5 protein-coding genes are annotated in these 4,334 nt (G+C 64.1%); 2 read left to right on the top strand and 3 right to left on the bottom strand.

Annotation, left to right across the window (positions count from 1 at the left end; translation table 11 throughout):
- Nucleotides 1–450 precede the first annotated feature (450 nt).
- Both AB0K51_RS34620 and AB0K51_RS34615 read left to right on the top strand, forming a co-directional pair.
- The gene (locus AB0K51_RS34620; protein WP_363462241.1) at nt 451–1,056 is read left to right on the top strand and encodes a transposase; all 606 of its coding nucleotides are present in this window, start codon (nt 451–453) and stop codon (nt 1,054–1,056) included.
- Nucleotides 1,057–1,078: 22 nt separating this feature from the next.
- Nucleotides 1,079–1,876 (top strand): transposase, encoded by a 798-nt coding sequence (locus tag AB0K51_RS34615; protein ID WP_363462239.1) that lies wholly within the window; start codon nt 1,079–1,081, stop codon nt 1,874–1,876.
- A gap of 427 nt (nt 1,877–2,303) precedes the next feature.
- Here the strand turns inward: AB0K51_RS34615 and AB0K51_RS34610 are convergent, their stop codons facing one another.
- The 3 genes from AB0K51_RS34610 to AB0K51_RS34600 all read right to left on the bottom strand — a co-directional run.
- Nucleotides 2,304–2,729: a DUF4265 domain-containing protein gene (locus AB0K51_RS34610; protein WP_363462237.1), complete on the bottom strand. Its 426-nt coding sequence runs from the start codon at nt 2,727–2,729 to the stop codon at nt 2,304–2,306.
- Nucleotides 2,730–2,868: 139 nt separating this feature from the next.
- Entirely contained in the window at nt 2,869–3,105 is a 237-nt protein-coding gene (locus AB0K51_RS34605) for an HNH endonuclease (protein ID WP_363462235.1), read from the bottom strand.
- A 21-nt stretch (nt 3,106–3,126) separates the two neighbouring features.
- Nucleotides 3,127–4,334 (bottom strand): RHS repeat-associated core domain-containing protein (locus AB0K51_RS34600; protein WP_363462233.1); only part of this gene is annotated, 1,208 nt, incomplete at its 5' end.

Genomic DNA, 4,334 nt, shown 5'->3' with positions numbered 1-4,334 from the left:
GGGGGGGATAGGGGGCGCAAAACTCCGGTGATGCGGAGACGATCCTGATCAGGCGACAGTCGATATCGATGTTCTCGCGTCGCACGGCGGGGGTTCCTCCAGCCGCGGGCCGGTTGCGGCCACGGCTTCCGCGGCTCGGTGCCGTGGCGGGCGCGGGCTTGGTGGCGGTAGGTCCGCTCGGGCGTGGGCGGTGCGTAGGCGGCAAGAACCTCGTGGGCGGCATGCTCGCGTCGATGCAGATCACCTCGAGGTCCTCGAAGGGACGGGCTGGCCACCAGCAGCCCTTCTCCACACCGCGGCTTGACCGCTGCCTGCTCGAGTACCTGCATTAACCCTGGATATTCAGCCGGAGAGAGGGATCTGACGCAGGGTTAGAAGAAGGGTGCTTCTGAGCTGCGAGGATGTGAGTGTCGACGTCATATCCAGCAGAGAACCAGGGGCACCCTTCTGGTGAGCGAGCGTACAGGTTGGGACCGCGGGCTGTCCGTCACCGCGGACAGCAAGGGTCTGATCGGGCATGCCGGGGCAGTGTTGCTGCGTGCTTGTGCGGATCGCACCGGGTTGACGGCCGCGCTCGCGCGGGTGCTGCCGCGAGGCGGGACCGGCTGGCGTGACCGTGCCGAGGTGGTCGTCGGGTTGTCGACGGCGATCGTGCTGGGCGTGAAGAACCTCCTGGGAGCCGAGCAGCTCCAAGCCCACCAGCAGCCCTTGCTCGGCAGACCGCCGTCGGATTCCACCATGCGCCGCACCCTGGCCGGTGTCGACGAGCGGTTACTTGCCCGGATCGGCCGGGCCTGCGGCAGGGTCCGGCGGCATGTGTGGAACCTCCTCGCCGCGCGCCCCGCGGGCTTTCCCTGGCTCACCGTGGCGGGCAAGCGGTTGACCGGCTGGATCGTCGTCGACATCGATACCACCCTGATCACCTCCGCGTCGAACAAGGCCGGAGCGGCGGTGACGTTCAAGAAGACGTTCGGCTTCCACCCGCTGGGGGCGTGGTGCGCGAACACCACCGAGTCGTTGGCGATACTGTTGCGGCCGGGGCAATGCGGGCAGTAACACCGCTGCCAACCACGTCACCGTGCTCGCCGACGCACTGAAGCAGATCCCGAACTCCTCCCAGGCCAAGATCCTCGTTCGGATCGACGGAGCCGGCGCCAGCCACGACCTGCTGAACCACCTGGAGTCGCTGAACACCGCCCGCCGCACCGTGCGCTACCTCGTCGGCTGGAAGATGACCGACGCCGACGAACAGGCCAGCGCCCTGCTGCCCGCCACGGCCTGGGGCGACACCCTCAAGCAGGACGCCACCGCCAGCAGTACTGCGCACGTCGCCGAGCTGACCGGCCTGAACACCCGCCCCGACTGGCCCGAGGGGATGCGGCTGCTGGTCCGCCGGGTCCGCCCCAGCGCCCGGGACGCGAAGAAGCTGACCACCTTCGAGAAGAAGACCGGCTGGCGCTACCGGATCGCCGCGACCAACATCCGTCACATGTGGGGCATCGCCAGCTCCCACCAGCCCCAGTGGCTGGACGCCCTCGCCCGCGCCCACGCCGTGGTCGAGGATCGAGTCCGCACCGACAAGGCCATGGGACTGCGCAACCTGCCGTCCTCCTCCTGGGAGGTCAACCGCGGCTGGGTGCTCGCCTGCAACCTCGCCCACGACCTGGACGCCTGGACCCGACTGCTCGGGCTGCACGACATCGACGACCTGCCCCAGGCCGAGCCGGACACCATGCGCTACCGCCTCTACCACCTGCCGGCCCGGCTCGCCCGACACGCGCGCCGTCGCTGGTTGCGGATCGACCGCACCCGGCCCTGGCGTGAAGCCTTCCTGACCTGTTGGCATCGCCTGACCGCCCTGCGGGCCGTCACCTGACGGCCCGCCACCACCCCCACGAAGGCCAGGAAGGAGGAACCGCCCTACCCCGGGCCCGTGGAACCCGGCGCAGCCGCAGCGACACGCGAAGACCCCACCCCTCACCATGAGGGACAAATAGGGCGAACTGCCGATCCATCGGCGATGGATCACCCCTGACGAATCGAGGTCAAGTCTGCGGCCGGGGCCTCGAGTTATTGTTCCCGGCTGCTGGGGCGGACTCCGTGGCCACGAGCTCTGCGCAGCCGGATGTCAAGGACTGATGCTCCCGGTCCTCGATGGACTGCTCGAACACCTCGCCGCGCAGCGCCGATCAGCTCAACCGGCGCCCAACGCAAAACGCTCGGCTGGAAGCCTCAGCCGAGCGTTTTGCAAACATCATTCGACAGGCCGAGACCTCGAAATGGTAATCCTCGGCGTATTCATCCTAGGTGGACCTGAATCCCCTGGCGTCTGCCCACTCCCAAAATGCCGTTCCATTCCGAATTTCGCCCTGGACGGAATCGAAAACAGGCTGCATTGTCGAAATGTCTGGGACGTCAATCGCGACTTGGCGATCGCCGTTCCATTCGCTCAGAAGTCCGGCGGAGTCCACGGCATTACGTAGCGCTGATCGACTGTCCGTCGAAGGTCGAGGCTCTGCAAAGAAGACTCGGAGGACGCGGCGCCCCGACTTGCTGATCAAGCTCTCAATAAGGTCCGCCCTGCCCTTTCTCACCACGTCGCCCAGCGCAATGCCGTAGGTGTAAAACGGGATGCAGCAAACTTCAAATTCGCCTTCTTCGAGCTCTCGAAGCCAAAGTTGCTCGAGCATCCCCGAAAGGTCGAACGGGGCTAGATCAACCATGGCCATGTAGTGCTTCTCGTGTCTCCACGCGGGGTCCTCATGGCTGACGTAGGTAACTCCGTCAATCGTGACCTGCAAGATTCCCTCCGCCATCAATCATGAAATTGATTTGCGGCGGGCTGTAGCACAGCCCGCCGCATTTAATCTATGGGATAAATCTGGGGACTGCCACTGTAGCCTGCATGTTGGCTGGCCACCATGGAGGTGGCCAGTGTCCCGAATAGTTTGGCGGCGGATTTAGCGGAGCCACCCTGTCACGCTTAGAGCTGTTGCAGAATGTGCAAGCGGGCGTGGTGTTAGCATCCGACAGGTCTCCGCCATTAATTCGCGGCTGCACGTGGTCGATCGGCTTCGCGAGGTTCGTGCGGCAATATGAACACAACGGTTGGTTTAGCGGCGGATGCTATTGTACCCCAGTTCCATACTCTGCGCGCATGGTGGCTGGGACTGTGGCGTATGCACCTGGCCCACCGCTGGAACCAGCGGGAATGTCGTAGACCGACCGGCCGGGTATCGAACACCCTCCTGGAATTGGGTTGTTGATGTTGTGAACCAGGACTGGCGTGGTCCCAGCCAGCGCATAGTACGTGTGGAGCTGCAGGACAGTTAGGTTGTAGCGGTCGGCAACGCCAGGTGTATGCGTGATTGCCTTGATAGTGGCCGTGTGGCCGATGGTGCTTGCCAGTTGATGGCCCGGCTCAAGTTGTCCCGCCGGGATCCACGTGTGTGTGGTTGCATCCCAGAAGGGGTGGTTCGATGTGGTGTGGAGGACAGCGGATTCGCCATCGTCAGTGGCTACCGTGACGTCGAGAAGGTCGCTGTCATGGTTGATCCAGACGTGTTGTACTTCGCGTCCGCCCTGGTCCTGTCCCGTGGAGGGATCAGCTGACTCAACCTTGTCGCCAACGTTGAGCTCGCCGATTGGCTTAGCCGTCCCATTCTCCAGGAGGATGGGGGTTTCAGGGGCGAAGCTGCAGCCGCCGCAACCCCACTTGCCGGCCTTGGGGGATGCGATGTAGGCGTCGCCGAACGCGGCAAGCAAGAAGGACCCAGATGCGAATTCCGCATCCTCTGTGTCCACGCCATGCTCAGTCACCCACTGCAAATACATGTCCATGGGGTACGACTTGGGCGGGTTGGGGCCGCCCCAGTGCAGGAGGCGTTCCCAGCCATCATCAACGGAAACGAAGATCGCACCGACCCCCGCGATGAAATCGGTGGTTGTGCCGCCGCTTGTGTCTTCCTTCTTTTTGGCCGGTACGCAGGAATGTCCGTTGTAATGCGAGCTGCCGCAGCCGTGGAAATATGATTCCGTGTTCGCGTTGCCCTGGTTGATTGTGTCGGTGTTCTGCTGCTGGCAGCTTGAGTCGCAGTTGGCGCCCCCGCTCTGATCGATCATGAGCCCGGTGGGGTCGCTGAGGTTGACGGGGTTGTTGTTGCTGTAGGCGTAGCCGTTCCACTGTTGGGGATCGGCTGGGCCTAGGAGTGGGTCGGGGTTGAGGAAGCGTCCGAGTTGGGGTTGGTATTCGCGGGCTCCGAGGTTGGTGAGGCCGGTGGTGTCGTCTTTGGTGCCGTTGACGAAGCCGTGGTCGCCTGCCCAGGTGGTGGGTT

It is taken from the genome of Kitasatospora sp. NPDC049285 (assembly GCF_040678815.1).
In the GTDB taxonomy this organism is placed as follows: domain Bacteria; phylum Actinomycetota; class Actinomycetes; order Streptomycetales; family Streptomycetaceae; genus Kitasatospora.
The sequence above is the reverse complement of the archived record's forward strand: the minus strand, read 5'-3'. Positions and strand labels throughout refer to the sequence as shown.

Excerpts from the sequence above, each read along its gene's own strand:
- AB0K51_RS34610 (WP_363462237.1), bottom strand. The coding sequence starts at position 2,729 with ATGGCCATGGTTGATCTAGCCCCGTTCGACCTTTCGGGGATGCTCGAG.